Here is a 19,379-nt window from a genome sequence, read left to right on the forward strand (position 1 = left end):
CTACCTCGTCAGCAGGTTGCCGGGTCCAGCTCCGGGCCCGCGCCGTGGTGCGCGTTCCAGGCATCCAGCCCGCCCTTGAGGGGGCGGGTGCGATGGAAACCGTTGGCCAGGAATTGCTTGGCCACCTCGGCGGCCGTCACGTCGTTCGGGCAGCTGCAGTAGACGACGATGTGGCGGTTGCGGTCGAGGCCCGCCATCAGCTGCTCGGGCGGGCAGGACTTGAACACCAGGGCGCCGGGAATCGCCGCCTCGATGCCCTGGGCCGTCAGGCTGCGCGCATCGATGATGAGCGGGTCGTGGCCGGCGTCGATCAGGTCCAGCAGCTCGCCCACCTCGATGCGCGGCAGGTTGGTACGGGCGCGTTGGCGGCGGCGCTCGACGTACTTGACGGCGACGAACAGGGCCAGCAGCGAGGCGAGGACGGACAGCGCGGTGCCGCCCATGGTCTCCAGGGTGGACAGCAGCTCCTCGACACCGTCGTGGAACAGCACGCCCAGCAGGATGCCGGTGCCGCTCCAGAGCGCGGCGCCGGTGATGGCATAGGCCAGAAAGGGACGCGCCTCGGTGCCGATGGCGCCGGACAGGGGCGCGGCAATGGTGTTGAAGCCGGGGACGAACTTGGACACCAGCAGCGACTTCGCGCCGAAGCGGCGGAAGCGGTCCTCGGTCTGGTTGACGCAGGAATCCGGGGACAGGGAAATCTTGCACAGCAGCCGCAGGATGCGCTTGCCGTAGAAGCGCCCGGCGCGGAACCAGAACAGGTCGCAGATCAGGCAGGCCCCCACGGCGGCGAGCAGGCACAGTTGCCAGGCCAGGTCGCCGTCGACCGACAGCGCGCCGGCCACCACCAGGATCGGAAAGGCGGGAATCGGCAGGCCGAACTGCTCGACCAGGACGATGCCGAACACGATCAGCACGCCGTAGATTTGCAGCAGTTCGATAAGTTGGGACATCGTTCTAGTGTATCCGAATTCCCCGCCGGTCACAGGCGACGCGGCCCTGTCCTTTGGCAGGGAAACAACGCTTTTTCGTAGCGTGGTCGGCTCGCCGACCGCGCGTCCAGATCCGGCATGCGCCGTGACGGCTCCACCGAAAGTCGGACGCGCGTTCGGCAGAGCCGAACACCCTACACACCCTGCGGTATCGCGGCGAGGAGGGTACGCGTGTAGTCGTGCTGCGGATTGCGATAGAGCTCGTCGGAGTCCGCCAGCTCCACCACCCTGCCCTGCTGCATCACCATGACCTGGTCGGCGATGTACTTCACCACCGACAGGTCGTGGGAGATGAAGATGTAGCTCATGCCGTACTCGTCCTGCAGGTCCTGCAGCAGGTTCAGGACCTGGGCCTGCACCGACACGTCCAGTGCCGACACCGATTCGTCGCAGACGAGGATCTCGGGCTTCATGGTGAGGCAGCGCGCGATCGCGATGCGCTGGCGCTGGCCGCCGGAGAACTCGTGCGGGTAGCGGTGGAAAGCCTGTTCGGGCAGGCCGACCCGCTTGAGAAGCATATGGGCCGTCGCCACCCGCTCGGCGTCGTTCGCGCCGATGCGGTGGATGCGCATCGGCTCCAGCAGAATCTGCCCGACCGTGAAACGCGGGTTCAGCGAGGCATAGGGATTCTGGAAGATGATCTGGATGCGGCGTTTATAAGCCTGGTAGTCGCGCTCCGGCATGCCGAACAGGTCGCGGCCGTCGAACAGCGCGCTGCCCCCGGTGGCGCGGTGCAGGCGCAGCAGGGTCAGGCCGACCGTGGTCTTGCCCGAGCCCGATTCGCCGACCACGCCCAGGGTCTTGCCGCGTCCCAGGGTAAAGGACACGTCCCGCACCGCCTGGAATTCGCGCTTCCCGAACAGGCCCTCGCGCAGCCAGAAGCTCTTGGCCAGGTTCTTCACCACCAGCAGCGGCTCGTCGCCGGGATGGGTGCCGCGCGTGCGCTGCGGCAGGGCATCGCCCGGCTGGAGGCGCCCCTCGATGTAGTCGTCGATCACCGGCAGGCGCAGCGGCCGCTCGTCCAGCTTCGGGCGGCAGTGCAGCAGCGCGCGCGTGTAGGCGTCGCGGGGCGCGCCGAACACCTGGCTGGCCTCGCCCTCTTCCCGCACCTCGCCATGGCGCATGACGATCACACGGTCGGCGATCTCGGCGACCAGGCCGAGGTCGTGGGTGATGAACAGCACCGCCATGCGGTGCTTCTTCTGCAGGCGCGCGATCAGTTCCATGATCTGCTTCTGGATTGTGACGTCGAGCGCCGTGGTCGGCTCGTCCGCGATCAGGAGCTTGGGCTCGCAGGCGATCGCCATCGCGATCATCACGCGCTGCTGCTGGCCGCCCGACATCTGGCTCGGATAGGCGTCGATCTTCAGCGCAGGATCCGGAATCCCGACTTCGGCCAGCAGCTCCAGGGTGCGCACCCGCGCCGCCTTCGCCGTCATGCCCATGTGCCGGCGCAGCACCTCGCCGATCTGGTAGCCCACCGTGAACACCGGATTGAGCGAGGACATCGGCTCCTGGAAGATCATCGCGATGTCCTTGCCGCACAGCTTGCGGCGCTCGGCCACGGGCAGCCCGAGCAGTTCGCGTCCGTCGAAGCGCGCGCTGGAACCGGGCTTGACGATGGTCGTCTCAATCGGCAGCAGCCCCATCACGGCCAGCGAGCTGACCGACTTGCCGCTGCCGGACTCGCCGACCAGCGCCACCGTGCTGTTCCTCGGCACGTCGAAGGACACGCCTTTCACGGCCTCGACCGTGTTCTTCTTGCCGACCTTGAAGTCGATGCGCAGGTCGCGCACCTGGAGCAGGATGTCCTCGTTCATTTCAGCTTGGGATCGAGCGCGTCGCGCAGCGCGTCCGCGAACAGGGAAAAGGCTGTCACCAGCAGCGCCATGGCGCCGGCCGCCGCCACGAGCTGCCACCACTTGCCGAGGATCAGCTCGTTCTGCGCCTCATTGAGCATGCTGCCCCAGGACACCACGCCGACCGGCACGCCGAAGCCCAGGAAGGACAGGATCACCTCGGCCTTGATGAAGCCGACCACCAGGATCGACATCTGCACCAGGGCCACGTGGGCGACGTTGGGCAGGATGTGGCCGAACATGCGGCGCCAGCCCGATGCGCCGATGGCATCGGCCGCCATCACGTACTCGCGCGCCTTGTGCTTGATGTACTCGGCGCGCATCAGGCGGAAGGGGCCGGTCCAGCCGGTCAGGCCGAGGATCAGCACGATGGTCATCACACCCTTCTGCTGCAGCACCGCGGCCACCGTGAGGATCATCAGGATCGAAGGGATGGACGTGAAGATGCTGTAGAACCAGTTGAACAGGTCGTCCACCAGGCCGCCGTAGAAACCCGCAAGCGCCCCGAACAGGGTGCCCAGGGCCACCGCGACCAGGGCCGCCACCAGGCCGACGACGATCGAGGTTTCGCCGCCCTTGATGGTCTTCTTGACGATGTCGTGGCCCCATTTGTCGGCGCCGAAGGGCAAGGTCGTCGCCTTCTCCACGGGCGGGTGGCTGGCCGCCACCTGCGCCTTGAGCTCGGCCAGCTCCGCGGCCAGGGGATCGAAGGCATTCGGCGGGGTCGCGCGCGGCAGCTGGGCCGCGGCGAGGGCGCGCGTGCCGGCGTCCGCGCCGACGAAGGTCGGCGGCGCATAGTTGACGGCCACCTCCTCTTCCCAGTCGGCGGCGAGCAGGCCGGCGCTGGAGAGCAGCAGCATCACGAGGAAGGCGGCGACCACGGCGAGCGCGCCCATGGCGACGCGGTCGGCGCGCAGGCGGCGCCAGGCCAGCGCCCACAGGCCGGGGGAAGCGGCATGGACCATCATGAGAGCTTCACCCGCGGATCGACGGCCTGGTACAGCAGGTCGGCGAGCAGGTTGAACACCATGGTCGCGGCGGCGACGTAGACCGTGATCGCCTTGATCACCGGGAAGTCGCTGCGCTCGACCGCCAGGATCACTTCGCGCCCGATGCCGGGAATGCCGAAGAAGCGCTCCAGCAGGAAGGCGCCGATGAGCAGGGCCGGCAGGTTGGCCATGACGTGGGTGATGATGGGGATCGCGGCATTCCTCAGCACGTGCACCCAGACCACGCGCCGCTCGCTCAGGCCCTTGGCGCGCGCGGTGCGCACATAGTCCTGGCTCACCTCGTCGAGCACGAAGCTGCGGTAGAGGCGCAGGGTCGGCGCGATCGACACCGCCAGGCCGATGATGATGGGCAGCAGCGCATAGCGCAGCAGGTTCTCGCCCAGGCTATTCCCCCAGCCCTGGACCGGAAACAGTCCCATCTCGTAGGCGAAGACGTACTGGAACACGATGATGTAGACCAGGATCGAGATCGACATGCCGACCGTGCAGGCCACCATCACGGCGCGGTCGGTGAGCGAACCGCGGACAAAGGCGATGCCCAGCGCCAGCGCGATGCCGAACACGGTTTCCAGGATGGTGAGCGGCACCAGCACGGTGAGCGAAGGCCCCAGGCGGCTGGAGATGATCTGCGACACCGGCTCGCCCGTGCTCCAGGCATTGCCGAAGTCGAAGGTGAGGATCTGCTTGATGAAGATCCACAGCTGGACGGCATACGGCTGGTCGGTGCCGAGCTGGCGCCGGATGTTCTCGATGGCGGCCGTGTCGGCCATCTTCCCGGCCAGCAGGTAGGCCGGGTCGCCGCCGACCCAGTTGAACAGGACGAAGACCAGCACCACGACCCCGAGCATGGTCGGCAGCATCTGCCACAGGCGCCGGACGATAAAACTCAGCATGGAACTCCCGGATGGTTGAAGCGCCTATTCTGCCGTCTTGCCGTGCCGACAGCCATTCCTTTTCATCAGCCCGTCATAACGTAGGGTGGACGGGTCCCCCGTCCGCGCGTCCAGCCAGCAATGGAACCGCCGCGCAGGCAGCATTCCCCAGGTTTGAACGCGCGGACGGCAAAGCGTGTTTCGGTCCACTGGACCGAAACACCCCTACTCCTGACGAACGCGGCGCTGGCGCACGGCGGCCGCCAGCCCTTCGAGCACGCCGATGCTGGTTTCCCAGTCGATGCAGCCGTCGGTAACCGACTGCCCGTAGGTCAGTTCCTTGCCCGGCACCAGGTCCTGGCGCCCACCCACCAGGTGCGATTCGATCATCACCCCGACGATGCGATCGTCGCCGCCCGCGATCTGGCTGGCGATGTCGGCGCACACCGGCACCTGGTTCTGCGGGTTCTTGCTGCTGTTGGCGTGCGAGGCGTCGATCATCAGGCGGCTGGCCAGGCCGTTGGCGGCCAGCTGCCGGCACGCATCCTCGACGCTGGCGGCGTCGTAGTTCGGGGCCTTGCCGCCGCGCAGGATGATGTGGCAGTCCTCGTTGCCCGAGGTCGACACGATCGCCGAGTGGCCGCCCTTGGTCACCGACAGGAAGTGGTGGGGCTGCGACGAGGCCTTGATGGCGTCGGCCGCAATCTTGATGTTGCCGTCGGTACCGTTCTTGAAACCGACAGGGCAGGACAGGCCGGAGGCCAGCTCGCGGTGCACCTGCGACTCGGTGGTGCGCGCGCCGATCGCGCCCCAGCTCACCAGGTCGGCGATGTACTGCGGGCTGATCACGTCGAGGAATTCGGTGCCGGCCGGCAGGCCCAGCTCGTTGATGTCGCGCAGCAGCTCGCGCGCCATGCGCAGGCCGTCGTTGATGCGGAAGCTGTTGTCCATATAGGGGTCGTTGATCATCCCCTTCCAGCCGACCGTGGTGCGCGGCTTCTCGAAATAGACCCGCATCACGATCTCGAGCTCGCCCTTGAAACGCTCGCGCTGCTCGACCAGGCGGCGCGCGTACTCGAGCGCGGCTTTCGGATCATGGATCGAGCATGGGCCGACCACCACCATCACGCGGTCGTCCTGACCGTGCAGGATGCGGTGCAGGGCCACGCGCGCGCCGGCTGCGGTCGTTTCAGCCGCCGGCGTCACCGGAAACTCGCGGATGAGGTGCGAGGGCGGCGTCAGTTCCTTCATTTCGCGGATGCGTAAATCGTCGGTGCGAGGCATGCTGTACTCCGTGTCTGGGTGATGTATCGGGTCTATAAACGAAAAAACCGCCATCGCTGGCGGTTTGTCTGGATTGCGTCGGACTGTTCTTTGTAATCGCGTGAACCTGCCGCTACTCCACCGCCAAGGGGCTGGAATGGCTAAAGTAAAAGTGGCGGCTAAAGAAAACGGTGTGGTGCATGCGATGTCCGATGGGGTCGGGGTTGACCATGTCTCATTGACTATAACAACATTGCATGAAGATTGGCAAGCTCTTTGTCGCTTGTCCAGACAAGCTCGTTTGCGCCTCTGCCGCGCCTTGACCAGGCCGGATTTGGCGACTGGTTGCGCGAACCACACAGGCCCTCCTTTCCTTTCCGAGCACTTTGAGCGGGATCAGTCGCCGTTCATTAATCGGTGCAACAGTCGCTTCAAGCCCCGCCGGTTTCTGCATTGCTTGTGTTCTCGCAAGAAAATCATCTTGCGATATTAACTATGCTCAAGAGCCAGGACTGCGGGAAAACCCAACCACTGGAGTCCGGACATGACTGAAACCCTGCTCTCGCGCGCCGTGCGGCGCATCTTCGCCGGCGGCGGCGCCGTCGGCCTGGCGTTGCTGGCGGTACCACCGGAAGCGTTCGCGCAGGAAGCGGCGCCCAAGCCGATCACCCGCGTCGAAATCACCGGCTCGAACATCCGGCGCGCCCAGGCCGAGACCGCCTCCTCGGTACAGACCGTGAACCGCGCCGACATCGAACGTTCCGGCAAGACCACGGTCGCCGAGCTGCTCCAGACGCTGGCGGTCGACAACTCGGGCTCGGTGCCGATGACCTTCGGCGGCGGCTTCGCCTCGGGCGCTTCCGGCATCTCGCTGCGCGGCCTCGGCACCGCCTCGACGCTGGTGCTGCTCAACGGCCGCCGCATGGCGCCCTACGGACTGGCCGACGATGGCCAGAAGGTGTTCTCCGACCTCAACGTCATCCCCACCGACGCCGTCGAGCGGGTCGAGATCCTGAAGGACGGGGCGTCGGCCATCTATGGTTCCGACGCCATCGCCGGCGTGGTCAACATCATCCTGCGACGCGACTTCAAGGGCACCACGGCGCGCGCCATGATCGGCACCGGCGAGGCGGGCGACGGCCAGACCAACAACGTCGCCCTTACCTGGGGCAAGGGCGACCTCGACACCGACCGCTACAACGTGCTGCTGAACTTCGAGTACAAGAAGACCGACGAGATCTGGAACCGCGAGCGCGGCAACCGCGACTGGATCGGCAAGGCCGACCTGCGGCCCTGGGGCTTCTCGGCCCAGGAAGCGCTGGGCGGCGCCGGGGCCATCACCGGCAACAATGCCTCCAGCAGCGGCTCGATCAACGGCAATGTGCGCAACCCCGACACGCTCGACTACTACAACCGCGGCAACCTGGCGGGCGCCGGCTTCACCCGCCTGTTTCCCGGCGCGGCCTGCGGCAACTTCACCAACCATCCGCAAGGCGACCCGGGCGGCGGCTGCCTGATCGACGCGGCCTGGCAGTACAGCCAGATCCAGCCCGACTCGGAATACGTCACGGTATTCGGACGCGGCACCTTCAAGCTCAACGACAAGGTCGAAGGCTATACCGAGCTCAACCTCTACAACAGCCTGAGCGAATCCGGCACCACGCCCACCGCGGTCAGCTTCAACCAGGGCTATCCGGGCGGCCCGGTCAGCGGCGCCGGCGTGGCGCTGGGCGCCGCCCACCCGGACAACCCTTACTTCGGGCGCGAGGCGCGGCTGCGCTACCTCGCGGCCGACGTCGGCCCGCGCCTTTCCAGCATCGACTCCACCTTCCTGCGCGCCCTGGTCGGCGCGCGCGGCGAGGCGGCCGGCTGGGAATGGGACAGCTCCCTGCTCTACTCGCGCAACAAGGTCAGCAACGAGCGCACCGGCTACCTGCAGCGCGACGTCACCTTCGCCCTGCTCAATCCCACGCCCACGAACGTGGCGGCGGCCATCGCCAACAGCCCCGGCTACCGCGCCCTGCCGGTGGGCAGCTTCTGGCGCATCGCGGAGAATGCCGGCCTGAACTCGCCGGCCGTCTATGCCGCCCTGTCGCCGGAAATCTCGAACGACGCCCACACCGAAATTGCCCAGGTCGACTTCAAGGCCACGCGCGAATTCGGCAAGCTGGCGGGCGGCGCGCTCGGGGTGGCGGTGGGCGCCGAATTCCGCCACGAGTCCGCCGAGCTGGAACCGACCGCGGGTACGGAACGCGGCAACATCATCGGCCTCGGCTACTCGGCCTACGAGGGCCAGCGCAACGTCTTCGCCATGTACGGCGAGGTGCTGGCGCCGGTGCTGCCGGGCCTGGAGCTGACCGGCGCCATGCGCTGGGACCATTTCACCGACGTGGGCAATGCCTATACCCCGAAGGCCGGCATCAAGTGGACGCCGATGCGCCAGCTGGCCCTGCGCACCACCTTCGCCCGTGGCTTCCGCGCACCGAGCCCGGCGGAAAACGGCCGCGGCGGCCTGGCGGCCTTCTCCACCGCGGACGACCCGATCCGCTGCGCCCTCGGCGTGGCAGCGGCCTGCAATCCGGCCAGCATCGCCCTCATCACCTCGCCCAACCCCGACCTCGATCCCGAGCGCTCGAAGAGCTTCAACGTGGGCGTGATCTGGGATCCGCTGCCGCGCACCAGCGTCTCGCTCGACTTCTGGCAGATCAAGCGCAAGAACGAGATCAACCAGGAACAGGTCGACGCCGCGATCCTGGCCGGACGCGTGGCGCGCGACCCCAGCACGGCCGAAGCCGGCATTCCGGGCGACCCCGGCGCCATCACGGCGGTGCTGGCCAGCTACGTCAACTCGGCCAGCACCAGGGTGCGCGGCGTCGACCTCGACGCGCGCCACAGCATGCCGCTGCCTCAGGGCCTGGGCAATCTGGTCTTCGACGCCAAGTGGACCCACCTGGTCAAGTGGGAACGTACCGAGCAGGACGGCAGCACCCGCGACTTCGCCGGCACCCACGGCAACTGCGACGTCACCAACTGCATCGGCACGCCCGACAACCGCGTGAACCTGCGCGCATCCTGGGAGCGACCGGACTTCCGCCTGTCGGCCAACGTGAACTACCGCGGCCGGATCGACAACACCCTGTTCAAGGACGATCCGGACGGCTGCGCCACCCACTTCGCCAACGGCAACGACGCCCCGACCGATTGCGAACTGGCCTCGTTCACGACGGTCGACCTGGTGTTCCGCTGGAAGCCGCAGCCGCGCTGGGAAGTCTTCGGCTCGATCCAGAACGTGTTCGACAAGGTCGCCCCGCTCGATCCGCTGACCTATGGCGCCGTGTCGTACAACCCGCTGGACTATGCCGGCGCCGTCGGCCGCTTCTACACCCTGGGGGCGCGCTACAGCTTCTGAGCGCACAAGGGCCCGGGACGGCGGCGCGGGCGCGTCCGCCTCGTTGGAACGGGCCCGCTCCAGCCGGTTTAGGTGCCGGCGCGCGGCACATGCGCCGGGCGCCGGCCGTTTTCTACCCAACGCAGCACGCTACTTCACCATGAACGAAACCTTCCTGTCCCGTACCCTGCGCCGCCTGTTCGCCGGCGGCTCGGCCGCCGGCGCGCTGCTGTGCGCCCCGCCCCTGCTGGCACAGACCTCGCCGCCAGGGCTGCAGCCGCCCCAGACGCCGACAGCGGCGCCGATGCAGCGGGTCGAGATCACCGGCTCCTCGATCCGGCGCCGCCTGGCGGCCGAAACCTCGCTGCCCATCACCACCATCCGCGCTTCCGAATTTGCCAAGCAGGGCCTGGCGACGGCCCAGGAAGTGCTCAACGCCATCCCGATGAACCAGTCTTCGGAAGGTTCGACCGCGGCGGTCGGTTCCGGCACCGGCGGGCGCGCCACTGCCGACCTGCGCGGACTGGGGAGCGACAAGACCCTGGTGCTGCTCAACGGCCGGCGCCTGGCCAACCACCCTTACTTCGCCGACAGCGTCGACCTCAACATCATCCCGGTGGCGGCGCTCGAGCGCGTCGAGGTGCTGCGCGACGGGGCCTCGGCGATCTACGGCACCGACGCCATCGGCGGCGTGATCAACTTCATCACCAAGCGCTCCGTCGAGGGCGCGGCCGTGACCTTCGAAGGCTACGAGCCTTACCGGCGCGGCGGCGGCAACGAGCAGCGCCTCAACCTGTCCGGCGGCTGGGGCGACCTCGAGCGCGACGGCATCAGCGCCTGGGGCGTGATCGACTGGCACCAGCAAAGCCCGCTGCGCGCGACCGACCGCGATTTCTCGCGCACCGGCATCCGTCCCGAGCGCGGCATGTTCGAGGTCAGCGGCACGACCTTCCCCGCCAATTTCTTCTCCGACCTCGGCATCAGCGGCAACCCCTACTACCCGACCTGCCAGCTGCCCGAATCCCCTCCGCTGCCGGACGCGCCGCTGTGCGCCTTCGACTACACCCGCTATGTCGACAACATCCCGAAGACGCGCCAGTTCAGCGCCATGGGCAGGCTGAGCCGCAAGTTCGGCGAACACACCGGCAGCCTGGAGTTCGTGCACGGCCGCAGCACCAACGAAGCCCTGGTCTCGCCGCCGCCCCTGTCCGGCATCGGCGTCATCATGCCGGGCAACAGCCCCTACTATCCGGGCAACGGCGTCGTGCCCGCCTTCCCGGGCCTCACCGGCGAGCCGCTCGACATCAGCTGGCGCCCGCTGGAAACCGGCCGGCGCAATAATTTCGACGCCAGCGTGACCGACCGGCTGCTGGCCAGCCTCGAAGGCACGATGGCCGGCTGGGACTACAACACGGGGATTTCCTATTCGCTGGGCAAGGCGCGCAGCGTCTTCAACGGCGGCTATGTCATCGACCAGCGCATCATCGACGGCGTCGCCGCCGCCATCCTGAACCCCTTCGGCATGCAGGATGCGGCGGGCAGGGACTACCTCGCCAACTCCCTCCTGTCCGGCGAATACCTGCACGCGCGCATCCACAGCGCGGCCGTCGACGCGCGCGCCAGCCGCGAGCTGATGGCGCTTCCCGGCGGTCCGCTGGGCTTCGCGGTCGGCGCCGAATTCCGGCGCGACCGCGCCAAGTACTTCGTCAACCGCGATCTGGCCTTCCAGGCTTCCAGCTCGGGTTCCGCCGACGCCCGGGACCAGTCGGGCGCACGCAGCATCTGGGCCCTGTTCAGCGAGGTCAATGTCCCCGTCATCAAGGACCTGGAACTGAACTTCGCCGCACGCTACGACCACTACAGCGACGTCGGCGGCAGCTTCAACCCCAAGGTCGCGCTGCGCTGGCAGCCGACCCGCCAGGTGCTGGTGCGCGGCTCCTTCAACAAGGGCTTCCGGGCCCCGACCCTGTTCGACCTGTTCGGCCCACAAACGACCACCAACAGCTCGGACACCTACAACGACCCGGTGCTGTGTCCGGGCGGCGAGCCCGTGCCCGGCGCCAACCCGAACATCGCCTGCGACCAGCAGCAGCTGGTGCGCGGCGGCGGCAACCCGGACCTGTCGCCGGAACGTTCGCGTACCCACAGCGCCGGCATCGTGGTCGAGCCGACGCAGAACCTGACGGTCTCGCTCGACTACTGGAACATCCGCCTGAAAGACCAGATCAATTCGCTGGCCGAGCAGACCGTGTTCGGCAACTTCGAAAAATACCGCGACCTCTTCGTCTACAACGCGGCCGGCACCCAGCTGCAATACGTGCTCTTAATCACTGACAACCTGGGCGAAGTCAAGACGCGCGGGCTCGACCTGTCCGTGGCCTACCGGATGCCGCTCACGCGCTTCGGCAATTTCTCGGCCAACCTGGACGGCACCTACGTCAACAAGTACGACTACCAGAACGAGCCGGGCGGCCTCTTCACCGAGAACGCAGGCCGCTACGCGGACGCGACGCCGGTATTCCGCTGGCGCCACAACCTGCTGTTCACCCTGGTGCGCGGCGACTGGAGCTTCAACCTGACGAACCGCTTCATGTCGCATTACACGGACCAGAATACGGCGGTGGCGCCGGAATTCTTCAACAAGGTGGGCCACTACTCGACCTGGTCGATCTCGACCACGTACACGGGCAACGACAAGGCCGAGCTGACCGCCGGCATCAAGAACCTGTTCGACGAGAAGCCGCCCTTCACCAACCAGGTCACCAACTTCCAGCTGGGCTACGATCCGCGCTATACCGACCCGCTGGGAGCGACCGTGTACATGCGCCTGACCTACCGCTTCCGCTAAGCGTTAAAAAGCTGCGCTTTCGTAGGCGTGGTTCGGTCCAGTGGACTGAACCATGCCAGGCCGGCTGCGCGTTCAATCCCCACGGCACCGATGGAAGTCCCCCGGAGTCGGACCAGTGTGCCGAAGCCCGAAACGACAACGCCCGGTCGAAGCCGGGCGTTGCTGTTCATGCCGAAGGTGGCGAGGTGGCTATCAGGCGGTGCCGCCCACGGTCACGCCGTCGATGCGCAGGGTCGGCTGGCCGACGCCCACCGGGACGCTCTGGCCTTCCTTGCCGCACACGCCGACGCCCGAATCCAGGCGCATGTCGTTGCCGATCATCGAGATATTGTTCATCACTTCCGGGCCATTGCCGATCAGGGTAGCGCCCTTGACCGGATAGCTGATCTTGCCGTTCTCGATCATATACGCCTCGCTGGCCGAGAACACGAACTTGCCGTTGGTGATGTCGACCTGGCCGCCACCGAAGTTGACCGCGTACAGGCCGTTCTTCACCGAGGCCAGGATCTCCTGCGGATCCTTGTCGCCGGCCAGCATATAGGTGTTGGTCATGCGCGGCATCGGCAGGTGGGCGAAGGACTCGCGGCGTGCATTGCCGGTCACCGGCATCTTCATCAGGCGCGCGTTCAGCGTGTCCTGGATATAGCCCTTCAGGATGCCGTCCTCGATCAGGGTCGTGCACTGGGTCGGGTTGCCCTCGTCGTCCATGTTCAGAGAGCCCCGGCGGTCCTGCAGGGTGCCGTCGTCGACCACGGTCACGCCCTTGGCCGCGACCCGCTCGCCGATGCGGCCCGCGTAGGCCGAGGAGCCCTTGCGGTTGAAGTCGCCCTCCAGGCCATGGCCGACCGCCTCGTGCAGCAGCACGCCGGGCCATCCCGGGCCGAGCACGATGGTCATCGGACCCGCCGGCGCCGGACGCGCCTCCAGGTTGACGCAGGCCGACTTCACGGCCTCGGTCGCATACTTGTCCAGCAGCTCGTCGCTGAAGTAACCATAATCGTAGCGCCCGCCCCCGCCGGACGAACCGACTTCACGGCGGCCATTCTGCTCCGCGATGACGGTCACCGACACGCGCACCAGCGGACGAATGTCCGCCGCCAGCACGCCATCGCTGCGCACCACGAGCACCACGTCATATTCGCCGGCCAGGCCAGCCATCACCTGCACCACGCGCGGATCCTTGGCGCGCGCCATCTTCTCGACACGCTCCAGCAGCTTCACCTTCGCGGTGGCATCGAGCGAAGCCAGCGGATCGTGCGGCAGGTAGAGGGAACGCCCACCAGTCGGACGCGCCGCCGTGGCGATCTTCACCTTCCCGCTGCCCGCGCGCGCAATGGTGCGCGTCGCCGCCGCCGCATCCAGCAGCGCCGCCTCGGAAATATCGTCGGAATACGAAAACGCCGTGCGCTCGCCCGACACGGCCCGCACGCCGACACCCTGGTCGATCGAGAAACTGCCGGTCTTGACGATGCCCTCTTCGAGACTCCAGCCCTCGCTCTTGGTGAACTGGAAATACAGGTCGGCGTAATCGACCTTGTGCGTAAACATCGAGCCCAGCGCCTTGAGCAGCTTGCCCTCGTCGAGGCCAAAGGGCGTCAACAGCACGTCACGGGCGACGGCCAGGGAGGAAAGGTTCGGTTCGAATGGTTTCATTTTGCGTTCGGTCTTTCTATGGAAGTTTCATTGTGCCATATCCGCCCACATCGTACCGGACACAAACCATCCAAGTGGGGTCAGCGTCGAATTGTTGAACACGATCCTTCAGACCATGCCAGTCGGACAATAAATCTAGCGTCTAACCAATTCCGCCGGGTTTCTTGGCAAATAATTCGACTCTGACCCTCATGACCAGGCAATTGACCATCTCAAGCACTAATTAGGGTCAGAGTCGAATTATTGAGCACGATCCGCGAAGCTATTGCTGAGAAAGACGAAACATAGGCTGCAAGCTACTGAGCGGTAGATCTTGGCGAATAATTCGACTCTGACCCCAATAAGGGTGGTGGACTATGCCGGCGCGCTTAATAGGGTCAGAGTCGAATTACCGAGTACGAAACACAAGGCTATTGGAGAAAGGAATGAAACATGGTTCACCGTCGACTGATAGACGGATATTGGCGAATAATTCGACTCTGACCCTCATTGCTAGGGCCTGTGGAGGATTTACAGCTTGCGGTGGCGCAGGGCCGGCAGGCTTTCGCGCACGCCGGCCAGGAAGGTCGCGTCGAGTTCGCCGTGGATCACGCCCTCGCCTTCGCGCAGCACGGCCTTCACTTCGCCCCAGGGGTCGATCAGCATGCTGTGGCCGTAGGTGCGGCGACCGTTGGTGTGCAGGCCGCCCTGGGCCGAGGCCAGGATGTAGCACTGGTTTTCGATGGCGCGGGCGCGCAGCAGGACTTCCCAGTGGGCCAGGCCCGTCGTGTGGGTGAAGGCGGCGGGGACGATAGTCAAGACGCATTCGCCCATCGCGCGGAACAGTTCCGGGAAGCGCAGGTCGTAGCAGACCGAGAGGCCGACGCGGCCGAAGGGGGCTTCGAAGGCGCCCACCGACTCGCCCGGCACGATGGTGCGCGCCTCGTCGTAGGATTCGGTCCCCTTGTTGAAGCCGAACAGGTGGATCTTGTCGTAGCGGCTGACCTCCACGCCTTGCGGGTCGTAGACCAGGTTCGTGTTCAATACCTTGCCGGCGCTCGGGGACACCAGCGGCAGCGTGCCGCCGACCAGCCAGATGCCGTGTTCGCGCGCCAGCGCCGCCATGCAATCCTGGATCGGGCCGCTGCCGTGCTGCTCCGCATGCGCGACCTTGTCGCTGTCGCTCATGCCCATGATGGGCCAGTACTCGGGCAAGGCCACCAGCTGGGCGCCGGTCGCGGCAGCCTCGCCTACCAGGCGGCGCGCGGTCGCCAGGTTTTCGTCGACCACGGGCGTGGACACCATCTGTACTGCGGCTACGGTCGCCATATCAATCCTTTCCTTGTTTCTTCGCGGCCGGAGGCGCAGGCGGGGCCGGCGGCGGGTTGTCGAGCTTGACGATGCTCGGGGACTTCCACGGCCCCGAGATGCGCATCTGGTAGGTGAGCGCCTTCATCACCGGCGCGCGCAGGAACAGCTGCGCCAGATAGCTGCCGATACCGATCACGGGATTGACCGCCAGGCCATATACCAGCGGCCCCGTGCCCAGGTTGAACTCGGGGATCACCACCACGCGCAGATTGGTCGTCTCGTTGGCGATGTCGGCGCTGCCGTCCATCAGGACGGTGGCCGCGACGCCATGCATTTTCAGGTTCTCGGTGCGCAGCACGCCGCGCTGGATGATGGCATTGGCGCTGATGCCATCAAAAGCGAGGCCCTCCGAGAACACGTCGTGGAAGTCGAGCTTCAGGAGGCGCGGCAGGGCCTGCAGGCTGAGCACGCCCAGCAGCTTGGCCGCGCCCGGATCCTGCTTGAGGAACTGGCCCGACTCCACGTTCATCTCGATCTGCCCCGACAGGCTCGGAATGTCCAGCGCATAGGGCAGCCCGCTCCAGGCGATGTCGCCCGACATCTTGCCCTTGCCGCGGCGCAGGGTATCGGGGAAACCCAGGCGGTCCAGCAGCCTGCCCGCGTCATCGATGTCGAGGGCAAAGTTCAGGCTGGTGGTGCTGCGGCCGTCCTTGGTCAGCCAGCGCCCGTTGGCCTTCAGCTGGCCGTCCGGATTGTCGAGGGTCAGGCGGTTGATGCGCCACTCGCGTCCGGCGAGCGCCTGTACATTGTTCGCCTGCAGCTCGAGGCGTCCGAGACGCTTGTCGAACAGCTGGAACTGCTCGGCGACGATGTCGAGCGAAGGAATGGTGGCGCTGGCGCCGCGGTTTGACTCCAGCAGGTCCTTCACCTCGGCCTGGGCCGATTCGGGGATTACGAGCGAGGCCAGGCGCGCGGTCACCTTGCCCAGGCCGCCCGCCGATTCCACCCAGGTCAGGTAGCCGCTGGCCTGGCGCGAATGGATGTTGGCCTGCCAGGTGTCGCGCAGATGGGTGGCGCCCAGCACCACGTCGGCCATGCGGCGCTCGCCGATGGTCAGCTCGGCCACGCGGCCGGCCAGCACGGTCGGCATCACGTACTGGCCGAAACCACCTCCGGTGCCCTCCTCGCCTGCGGCTGCAACGGCGTCCTCGCCGGCGATCGCCTTGCCGGCCGCGATCCAGCCGTCCACGTTCAGCGCGCGCATGTCGACGTGGATCATCATGCCGCCATCCGGCTCCGGCGCCGGCACGTTGACGCCGATGCCGCCGCGGCGCACGATCCAGGGGCCGCGGCCCTGCTTCTCGCGCTGGTAGCGCGCGGCGATGTCGTCGCCCAGGCCGATGCGGATATCGTCGCGCGCCAGGCCGTTCACGGTCGGCTCGCCCGCGAGCACGAAGCGCAGCGGCAGCGCATTCGGGGCCGGCTTGTTCAGTGGCGCCGGCAGCTCCATGCCGAGGCCGCCCAGGTTCGATTCGAGGGTCACCGTGCGGCGTCCTTCGCGCACCGCCACCACGCCGGAATACGGGGTGCTGCCGGACAGGCGCGTCGCCAGGCGCTGCAGGGCCGGCATCGGCGCGGTGCGGCGCATGCCCTCGCTGGACAGGGTGCCCGCCAGGCGGATCGCGATGCTGCCGTCGCGCTGGGTGCCGCCCGACAGGGCCAGCGGCCCGCCCAGGAAGCTGGCGCCGACGCCGTTCAGGTTCACGCCATGGTCATGGAAATCGATCCGGCCCAGCGCCGCGTTCAGGGGCGGCAGTTCCGGGAACAGGCTGACGTCGTTGCCCAGCAATTGCAGGCTGCCCTGCACTTTCGTTTCCGGCAGATGCGCCAGCGGCATGCGCAGGCGCAAGGCCAGGCGCGCATTGCCGCTGCCGCGGGTGTCCTCGGTGAAGTGGCCGATCCAGCCCAGCACCGGGCTCGCCGCCACGTAGCGCAGGAATTCCTGCAGGGGTCCGGCGGCCGCGCCGTCGATCTCGAGCATCATCTTCTCGTGCGCGCCGAGATCGGGAATCACCGCCTTCACGTTCGACAGCGCGACACCCAGGGTACTCAGGGTGTCGCCACGGATCTCCATGCGCGCCCGGTCGAACTCGATGCGGCCGTTGATGTGTTCCGCCAGCGGCCACAGGGGTGTGCCGTCCGGATGCCGGTGTCCCGGCGCGTATTCGAGGCGGGCGTCCTGCAGGCGTCCGGCCACCTTGAATTCGCCGCGCGCGCGCTCCAGCACGTTCGTCGCACGGAAGGGGAAGCCGGCCAGGTCGCCGCGCAGGCGGAGGGTGGCGTCTTTCAAGGTGCCGCCCTGCAGCGCGCCGACCAGCCAGTCGCGCAGGTGCTCCGGAGTGGCCAGCGGCAGGAAGCGGCCGATCGAATCGATTGCGAAGCCGTCCAGGGTGCCCGTGAAATCGGCCGTGCCCGGCCCCGCCCCCGTGGCGAGGGGCAGCGCGTGGCGTCCCGACAGCGCGCCGTTGAGCGCCCCCATCGCGAACTCCAGGCGTTCGAATTCGAGCAGCAGCTGGCGCCCCGGGTCGTAGGTCCAGCGCGCCTTCAGGCCCAGGCGGTCGAGCGGAAGCGCCGGATCGGCGAACCAGGCCGGCATGTCCAGCACCAGGGCCTTCGAATCGACCGTCACGCTGCCGCCGCCCTCGGTGGCGTCGACGCTGCCGCTGAGGTTCTGGAAGCCGGGCGTGGCCGGCCGCGCAGGCAGCGCGGGAACGCCCGGCCGCGCCGCCTGCGCCGCGCGGGCCGGCTGGGCCCTGAGCGCCAGGCCCGCCACGTCGGCGCGCACGTGGAAGCCGCGCAGCGCCGGATAGCGGCCGGTCCAGTCGGCCGACACGTCGCGCAGCACGCCGCGCGGCGCATAGTCCTGCAGCATCTGGCGCTGCTGGGGCGGGAGCGGCAGGTAATTGGCCAGCGCGGCCAGCGCGCCCACGTCGAGCTGGCGCGCGCGCAGCTCGCCCTGTTCCGGCTTGCCGCGCTGCGCCGGGCGCCAGCGCTGCTCGAGCGTGGCCGGCGGCAGGGCCTTGCCATCCGCCGTCGTGATCGTGAAGCCCGTCAGGCTGACGGTGTGGCCGTGGGCGCCGAAGGTCGGCTTGCCGTCCTCTCGGCCGGGCAGCAGTTCTTCGCGCGCCGCCAGGCGTCCGCTCAGGCGCGACAGGGCCAGCGGGGCCAGCTGCGGGTCGAGCCGGGCATTGACGTCGGCCAGGGCCAGGTCGGCGGTGAAGCCGGCCAGGCGGGCATGGTCGAAGTTCAGCCAGGCGCGCAGCGAGCCGCGTCCGCGAGACAGCTCGAACGGCATGTCGATGTGGCGGCGCCAGGCGGTCAGGTCGGCGTCGCGCAGGTCCGCGTAAAGCTCGCCCTTCCAGCGCGTGACGTCCGATGGGCGGGCGCCGAAGCGGTGGCGGAACTGGGCGCGCACGTCCAGGGGCCTGGCGTAGGCGCGCGGCGGGGTGGCGCGCAGCGCGAAACGGTGGCCGCCGCCGAAGCGGTTGAGCAGGGCCATGGTGACGTCGGTGAGGGCCAGGGTCGGCGCGCCGCGCAACTCGTCGGTCCAGTCCACGCGGCCCTCGCGCACCACGATCTCGCGCTGGCGCAGCAGCCAGTCGGCGCCGCCGCCCTCCTCCTTCTTGCCGGGATCGACGCGCACACCGGCCACCGTGAAAATGCCATCCCTGCCGCGCCGCACGTCGAGCTGGGGCCGGCGGATCTCGAGCGCATGCAGGCGCGGCTCGAAAGCGGCCAGGCTCCACCAGGACAGGGTCGCCGAGACGGAAGGCAGGGCCAACAGCTGGCGGCCCGCGGGGTCGATCAGGCGCACCTCGGCTAGGTAAAGCTGGGGGTGGATGCCTTGCCAGGAGGCGGCCAGCTGGCCGATGGTGACCCGGTTGCCGAGCGCGCGTCCGGCCGCCTGTTCGATGTCGCTCTTATATAGACCGATATTCGGCAGGACCGCGTAGCGCAGCACGAGGAAGAGCACGGCCAGCGCAAAATAAATGAACAGCACCAGCTTGATGGTGAAGCCGAGGACGTGGTGCGAGGCCAGGTTCGCATAGCGATAGGCGGCGCGCAGCCGCTGCCATCGAACGGCGAGCGGCAGGTGCTCGCATGCGGCCTGCGGTTCCGGATTGTCCATCAAGGTGCTCAAAAA

At 67.5% G+C, this 19,379-nt stretch carries 10 protein-coding genes; 2 read left to right on the plus strand and 8 right to left on the minus strand.

What is annotated here, in order from left to right; translation table 11 throughout:
* Nucleotides 1–8: 8 nt before the first annotated feature.
* The 5 genes from ACQ7JA_RS03475 to aroG all read right to left on the minus strand — a co-directional run bounded on the left by ACQ7JA_RS03475 (nucleotide 9) and on the right by aroG (nucleotide 6,017).
* Complete coding sequence (locus tag ACQ7JA_RS03475; RefSeq protein ID WP_430894554.1) at nucleotides 9–953, minus strand: VTT domain-containing protein; 945 nt, start codon at nucleotides 951–953, stop codon at nucleotides 9–11.
* Nucleotides 954–1,126: 173 nt separating this feature from the next.
* A complete protein-coding gene (locus tag ACQ7JA_RS03480; RefSeq protein WP_430894556.1) occupies nucleotides 1,127–2,812 on the minus strand; it encodes an ABC transporter ATP-binding protein in 1,686 nt (561 codons plus the stop codon).
* On the minus strand, nucleotides 2,809–3,819 hold the full coding sequence (locus ACQ7JA_RS03485; RefSeq protein ID WP_430894558.1) for an ABC transporter permease: 1,011 nt from the start codon (nucleotides 3,817–3,819) through the stop codon (nucleotides 2,809–2,811). Before ACQ7JA_RS03485 ends, ACQ7JA_RS03480 begins: the two co-directional genes overlap by 4 nt.
* Nucleotides 3,816–4,754 carry an ABC transporter permease gene (locus ACQ7JA_RS03490; RefSeq protein ID WP_430894560.1) on the minus strand — a complete coding sequence of 313 codons (939 nt, stop codon included), beginning with the start codon at nucleotides 4,752–4,754 and terminating at the stop codon, nucleotides 3,816–3,818. Before ACQ7JA_RS03490 ends, ACQ7JA_RS03485 begins: the two co-directional genes overlap by 4 nt.
* A gap of 204 nt (nucleotides 4,755–4,958) precedes the next feature.
* Nucleotides 4,959–6,017 carry a 3-deoxy-7-phosphoheptulonate synthase AroG gene (aroG, locus tag ACQ7JA_RS03495; RefSeq protein ID WP_430894562.1) on the minus strand — a complete coding sequence of 353 codons (1,059 nt, stop codon included), beginning with the start codon at nucleotides 6,015–6,017 and terminating at the stop codon, nucleotides 4,959–4,961.
* 523 nt (nucleotides 6,018–6,540) lie between these two features.
* Here aroG and ACQ7JA_RS03500 point away from each other — a divergent pair.
* Both ACQ7JA_RS03500 and ACQ7JA_RS03505 read left to right on the plus strand, forming a co-directional pair.
* Nucleotides 6,541–9,405, plus strand: a complete 2,865-nt coding sequence (locus ACQ7JA_RS03500) for a TonB-dependent receptor (RefSeq protein WP_430894564.1) — start codon at nucleotides 6,541–6,543, stop codon at nucleotides 9,403–9,405.
* A gap of 139 nt (nucleotides 9,406–9,544) precedes the next feature.
* Nucleotides 9,545–12,232 carry a TonB-dependent receptor gene (locus tag ACQ7JA_RS03505; RefSeq protein ID WP_430894566.1) on the plus strand — a complete coding sequence of 896 codons (2,688 nt, stop codon included), beginning with the start codon at nucleotides 9,545–9,547 and terminating at the stop codon, nucleotides 12,230–12,232.
* A gap of 192 nt (nucleotides 12,233–12,424) precedes the next feature.
* Here the strand turns inward: ACQ7JA_RS03505 and tldD are convergent, their stop codons facing one another.
* From tldD to ACQ7JA_RS03520, 3 genes are all read right to left on the minus strand, one after another.
* Nucleotides 12,425–13,885 (minus strand): metalloprotease TldD, encoded by a 1,461-nt coding sequence (tldD, locus tag ACQ7JA_RS03510; RefSeq protein WP_430894568.1) that lies wholly within the window; start codon nucleotides 13,883–13,885, stop codon nucleotides 12,425–12,427.
* 510 nt (nucleotides 13,886–14,395) lie between these two features.
* On the minus strand, nucleotides 14,396–15,193 hold the full coding sequence (locus ACQ7JA_RS03515) for a carbon-nitrogen hydrolase family protein (RefSeq protein WP_430894570.1): 798 nt from the start codon (nucleotides 15,191–15,193) through the stop codon (nucleotides 14,396–14,398).
* A gap of 1 nt (nucleotide 15,194) precedes the next feature.
* Nucleotides 15,195–19,364, minus strand: coding sequence for a YhdP family protein (locus tag ACQ7JA_RS03520; protein WP_430895372.1), 4,170 nt, complete (start codon nucleotides 19,362–19,364; stop codon nucleotides 15,195–15,197).
* Nucleotides 19,365–19,379 lie beyond the last annotated feature (15 nt).

Origin of the sequence: Massilia sp. BKSP1R2A-1 (genome assembly GCF_050586525.1) — a bacterium.
Taxonomy (GTDB): Bacteria; Pseudomonadota; Gammaproteobacteria; order Burkholderiales; family Burkholderiaceae_D; genus Telluria.

Bases quoted from the DNA above. Each gene is read 5' to 3' on its own strand.
- ACQ7JA_RS03475 (WP_430894554.1), bottom strand. From the start codon at position 953: ATGTCCCAACTTATCGAACTGCTGCAAATCTACGGCGTGCTGATCGTG.
- ACQ7JA_RS03480 (WP_430894556.1), bottom strand. From the start codon at position 2,812: ATGAACGAGGACATCCTGCTCCAGGTGCGCGACCTGCGCATCGACTTC.
- ACQ7JA_RS03485 (WP_430894558.1), bottom strand. From the start codon at position 3,819: ATGATGGTCCATGCCGCTTCCCCCGGCCTGTGGGCGCTGGCCTGGCGC.
- ACQ7JA_RS03490 (WP_430894560.1), bottom strand. From the start codon at position 4,754: ATGCTGAGTTTTATCGTCCGGCGCCTGTGGCAGATGCTGCCGACCATG.
- aroG (WP_430894562.1), bottom strand. From the start codon at position 6,017: ATGCCTCGCACCGACGATTTACGCATCCGCGAAATGAAGGAACTGACG.
- ACQ7JA_RS03500 (WP_430894564.1), top strand. From the start codon at position 6,541: ATGACTGAAACCCTGCTCTCGCGCGCCGTGCGGCGCATCTTCGCCGGC.
- ACQ7JA_RS03505 (WP_430894566.1), top strand. From the start codon at position 9,545: ATGAACGAAACCTTCCTGTCCCGTACCCTGCGCCGCCTGTTCGCCGGC.
- tldD (WP_430894568.1), bottom strand. From the start codon at position 13,885: ATGAAACCATTCGAACCGAACCTTTCCTCCCTGGCCGTCGCCCGTGAC.
- ACQ7JA_RS03515 (WP_430894570.1), bottom strand. From the start codon at position 15,193: ATGGCGACCGTAGCCGCAGTACAGATGGTGTCCACGCCCGTGGTCGAC.
- ACQ7JA_RS03520 (WP_430895372.1), bottom strand. From the start codon at position 19,364: ATGGACAATCCGGAACCGCAGGCCGCATGCGAGCACCTGCCGCTCGCC.